Below are 4,452 nucleotides of genomic sequence, written 5' to 3' on the forward strand. Positions count from 1 at the left end.
TTCCTGTTGTCCCGTATGCCGCTATCGACCGGATTGACCTGGCGCGCCCATACATGGCCGGTGCTGACGTCGAACACGATCTGCCGGTGCCCCACCCCGAACAGGCTTTCGGAAACCAGCTTGATCTTGTGCGCCCGCAGCAGCGCGCGCGCCGCCTCGCCGTTGCGCTCGCCGATCTTGAGCACGTCATTCCTGGTCTGGCCGGGAAACATGTCGCCACCACCGAAAATCTTGGCATGGCACTGTTCCGCTTCCACGCCGGCACGCTTCAGGTCGCGCAGCATCAGTGCCATCGCATCCTCGCCATAACGCCCGTCCAGCGATGTGCGCCGCCTGCCGCCGTTTGCCAGGATGAAATGCGACATGGCGCCCACGCGCAGGCCGGGATGCCACAAGGTGATCGACACGCAGGAGCCGAGCAGCGTGCGCATGCGACAGGACGCATCACCCACGAAATAGTCGCCGGGCTGCAGGAAGACCTCGACCTTGGAGGACGTGCGCGTCAACATGGCCTCAGCGCTTTCGGTAGACGGAAGGCATCACGCTTTCGACCGCCTCGGTAACGTCGTTGAGCGACTCGGAATGGCCGATGATGAACAGTCCGCCCTGCCTCAGCTGCGCCAGGATCCGGGCCACGACCTGCCGCTTCGTCTCGCTGCTGAAATAGATCATGACGTTGCGCAGGAAGATGACATCGAAGGTGCCGAGTTGCGGCAGCGGTGCGTTGAGGTTGACCTGCGCGAACTGCACCCGGCTGCGGAGTGTACGATCGATCAGCAGGCTGCCTTTCTGGTTGTCGATGCCCTTGAGGCAATACTGCTTCAGATAAGCCTGCGGGATCTGCGTGGCGCGCTCCATCGGGTAATGCCCGGCACGCGCCTTCTCCAATACGCGCGTACTGATATCCGAGCCGAACACTTCCCAAGGCGCGCCGTCCATGCAATCGGCCAGCACCATGGCGATGCTGTAGGCCTCTTCGCCGGTCGAGCTCGCAGCGCTCCACACGCGCACCGGACGCATGTGGTTACGTGCGGCGCGGGCAAACTCCCGCAGCAGGTCGAAATGCTTCGCTTCGCGGAAGAAATAGGTTTCATTGGTGGTCAGCAGGTCGACCGCGACCTGTGCTTCCTCCGGCTGACTTCCGTGTTCGAGAAGGCGAAAGTATGCGCCGTAGCTGTCGACCTGATAATGGGCCAGCCGCTTCGCAAGCCGCCCGGCCACCAGCGCTTTCTTGGCGGGCGACAGGTGGATGCCTGCCGCCTCGTAGATGAAGCGCTGGAATTGCCTGAACTCCTGGTCGGTGAGGCTGTTCGTGTTCATGTTGGCCTGTCTTGCATCCTGCGTGCTGCTTCTTGCTGCGAAGACGCCTTTCTATGCGGCGACGGCTGTGCTGTTGCCGATGAGCGATTGCGCCATTGCATTCACATCCGCCAGGGCGGCGATATCGTCGAGCGATAGGATCTGCCCGAGGTTAAGCAGGATCACGAACTTGCCGTTGACCTTGCCCATGCCCTCGATGAAGTCGGTGCGGATCTTGGCACCGAAGGCCGGAGGCGGCTCGATATCCGCCGCAGCGATGTCGAGCACGGCGTTGACCGCATCGACCACCACCCCGACCACCTGCTGCTCACCACCATTCTCGATCTCCACGATCACGATGCAGGTGCGCTTGGTGACCGTCGTCGTTGCCTTGCCGAAGCGTGCCGACAAATCCAGCACCGGCACCACCGCGCCGCGCAGGTTGATCACCCCGCGTATGCACTCCGGCATCATCGGCACTTCGGTCAAGCCGCCGTACTCGATGATCTCTTTCACGGCAAGGATGCCGATGGCGAACATCTCGCCGCCCAGCATGAAGGTCAGATACTGCGTCTGCCCGGACGCCTGGTTGGCGGCCGCCTGCTTATCCGTTGCCGCCTTGGTTTCGATGACTGCGTTCATCGCCATCCTCCGTCAGAAACGCGTGAACTGCGCTTCGTCGACCTTGCCGTCACCGACGAGCGCAAGCGTCGCGTTCGCCGACTTCATGTCCGCGTGCAGAGCGCCGAAAGCCTTGCCCGCGCGGGCGGACTTGCGCGCGGCCGAGATCACTGCACTTACCTGCTTGCCGGTATCCAATTTGAAGAAACTCATCGTGTGCTGGAGCTGTTCGGCCTGGCCGCTCATCTCCTCGGCGGTCGCCGCAAGCTCTTCGGAACTGGAGGCATTCTGTTGCGTCACCTGGCTCAATTGCGTCATCGCGGTATTGATCTGGCCGACGCCGGATGACTGCTCTTCCGACGCCGCCGTGATTTCCTGCACCAGGTCGGAGGTCTTCTTGATGTTCGGCACCATCGCATCGAGCAGATGACCGGCCTTCTCCGCCAGCTCCACGCTGTTGGTGGCCACTTCGCTGATCTCCTGCGCCGCGACCTGGCTGCGCTCGGCCAGCTTGCGTACTTCCGCCGCCACCACGGCAAATCCCTTGCCATGCTCGCCGGCACGCGCCGCTTCGATCGCTGCGTTCAACGCCAGCAGATTGGTCTGGTAGGCGATGTCATCGATGATCACGATCTTCTTGGCGATCTGGTTCATGGCTGCGGCAGTTTCCTTGACCGCCGCGCCGCCTTCGGTGGCTTCCTGCGCGGCCTTGGTCGCCATGCCGTCGGTGACCTTCGAGTTCTCGGTGTTCTGCGCGATGGACGCAGTCATCTGTTCGACAGAAGCGCTGGTCTCCTCGACGCTGGCCGCCTGTTCGCTCGCGGCCTGCGACAGCGACTGGGCCGTTGCCGACACCTGTTCGGAGGCACTGGAGATATTGTCGGTTGCCCCCCGCACTTCACTGATGATTTCCGACAGCTTCTCCACCATCGCCTTCATGGAGAACATCAGGCTGGTCTTGTCGTTGGTCTTGACCGTCACATCGACGGTCAGATCGCCCTCGCTGATGCGGCGCGCGATGTCGGCTGCGACAAAGGGCTCGCCACCCAGCTGTTTGGTCAGGCTGCGCGTAATCAGGATACCCAGCGCAATGCCCGCGAGCGCGCTACCAGCGACCAGGAGGATCATGAACAGGCGGCTTTCGTGATAAAGGTCGCCCGATTCCTTGGCAGCCTCCATGCCGTTTTCTTCTTTCAGGCGAGTCAGTTCGGTCAGCTTGTCGTCAACACCGGTAGTTTGAGGCATGAAGGTATTGAAGATATATTGCGTGCTCTCCCTGTTTTCTTGAAGCTTCTCGTCTTCGACTTTCTGGATCACCTCGGGAATCAGCTTGTCGTAATCTGCCAACATGCGGTCCAACTCGGCCAGCTTCGCCTTGCCCTTTTCAGAAAAGAACGTGGGCCGCGCCTTGTCCAGGTTTTCTTTCATCAGCGAGCGGCTCTTCTGAATCGCGTCCACCGCTTTCTTCCTCTCCTCCATGGTCGGCGCCAGCGCCAGCGTGCGCACCGCCCGACCGATATAAATCAGGTCGATGTTCGCTTCCTTGACGTAGGAAATCCCAAGCAGCTCTCTTTCGTATAAGCGATCCGCTGCCTCATTGATCTTGCTCATGTTGAAAATCCCGACGCCGCCAACAATCGCGCCGAGAATCGACACAAACAGGAAGCCGGCAATCAACCTTGTTCCCACTTTCATGTTTTCGAACATGTTCACTCCTCCCAAAATCCCATTTATAACTACCCGGCCTTGCCGAGCAGCTTCCGTGCTCAGGCTACTTGCGTGTCCTGATTTGCCACCTCTTGCACCAGCATCGGTACATCAAGAATCAAAGCCACTTCCCCACTGCCCAGGATGGTCGATCCGCTGATGCACCTGACGTGCCCAAACATCTTTGCCAGCGGCTTGATCACCGTCTGGAATTCCCCGAGCAGGGTATCAACCACCAGCCCGGCCTTCTGCCCTGCGTAATTGACCACCACGATGCTCTCGCGCCGTACAGGCGCACCACCGACCTCGAACAGTTCCCGCAGCCGGATGAACGGCAATACCTCGCCGCGCAGGTTGGTGTAGTCATGGCCCGGCTCGTGGGAGAACTCGATGCATTCCTCGATCATGTCGAGCGGAATGACGAAGGTCGATCCGCCCAGCCCGACCAGGAAACCGTTGATGATGGCCAGCGTCAGCGGCAGCCGCACGATGACGGTGGTGCCCGCACCTTCTTCGCTCTGTACCTCCACGGTGCCGCGCAAGGCGGTGATGTTGCGCTTGACCACGTCCATGCCCACGCCGCGTCCCGACAGGTTGGTCACCTTCTCCGCCGTGGAGAAGCCGGGCTCGAAGATCAGGTTGAAGATTTCGGCATCGCTCAGGCTGCGGCCCGGCTCCACCAGTCCGCGCTCGATCGCTCTGGCCAGGATCTTGTCGCGCTTCAAGCCGCCGCCGTCGTCGCTCACCTCGATGACGATGCTGCCCGAGTCGTGGTAGGCGTTGAGGCGCACCGTGCCCTGCGCCGGCTTGCCGCGTGCCGTGCGC

At 61.3% G+C, this 4,452-nt stretch carries 5 protein-coding genes; all 5 read right to left on the reverse strand.

The genetic code is table 11. From position 1 onward, the window contains the following. Positions 1-509: chemotaxis protein CheD (locus VJ698_RS16950; RefSeq protein ID WP_324103969.1), on the reverse strand; the 509-nt coding region annotated here is incomplete at its 3' end. Positions 510-513: 4 nt separating this feature from the next. Beyond that, on the reverse strand, positions 514-1,320 hold the full coding sequence (locus VJ698_RS16955; RefSeq protein WP_324103970.1) for a CheR family methyltransferase: 807 nt from the start codon (positions 1,318-1,320) through the stop codon (positions 514-516). 51 nt (positions 1,321-1,371) lie between these two features. Further along, a complete protein-coding gene (locus VJ698_RS16960; RefSeq protein WP_324103971.1) occupies positions 1,372-1,941 on the reverse strand; it encodes a chemotaxis protein CheW in 570 nt (189 codons plus the stop codon). 12 nt (positions 1,942-1,953) lie between these two features. Next, complete coding sequence (locus tag VJ698_RS16965) at positions 1,954-3,627, reverse strand: methyl-accepting chemotaxis protein (protein WP_324103972.1); 1,674 nt, start codon at positions 3,625-3,627, stop codon at positions 1,954-1,956. A gap of 59 nt (positions 3,628-3,686) precedes the next feature. Further along, positions 3,687-4,452, reverse strand: a 766-nt coding sequence (locus tag VJ698_RS16970; RefSeq protein ID WP_324103973.1) for a chemotaxis protein CheA, incomplete at its 5' end; no start/stop codon positions are given.

The organism is Noviherbaspirillum sp. (assembly GCF_035254685.1).
Taxonomy (GTDB): Bacteria; Pseudomonadota; Gammaproteobacteria; order Burkholderiales; family Burkholderiaceae_D; genus Noviherbaspirillum.

What these genes read in the sequence shown, in the direction of transcription:
- VJ698_RS16955 (WP_324103970.1), bottom strand. Translation starts at nt 1,320, where the DNA reads ATGAACACGAACAGCCTCACCGACCAGGAGTTCAGGCAATTCCAGCGC.
- VJ698_RS16960 (WP_324103971.1), bottom strand. Translation starts at nt 1,941, where the DNA reads ATGAACGCAGTCATCGAAACCAAGGCGGCAACGGATAAGCAGGCGGCC.
- VJ698_RS16965 (WP_324103972.1), bottom strand. Translation starts at nt 3,627, where the DNA reads ATGTTCGAAAACATGAAAGTGGGAACAAGGTTGATTGCCGGCTTCCTG.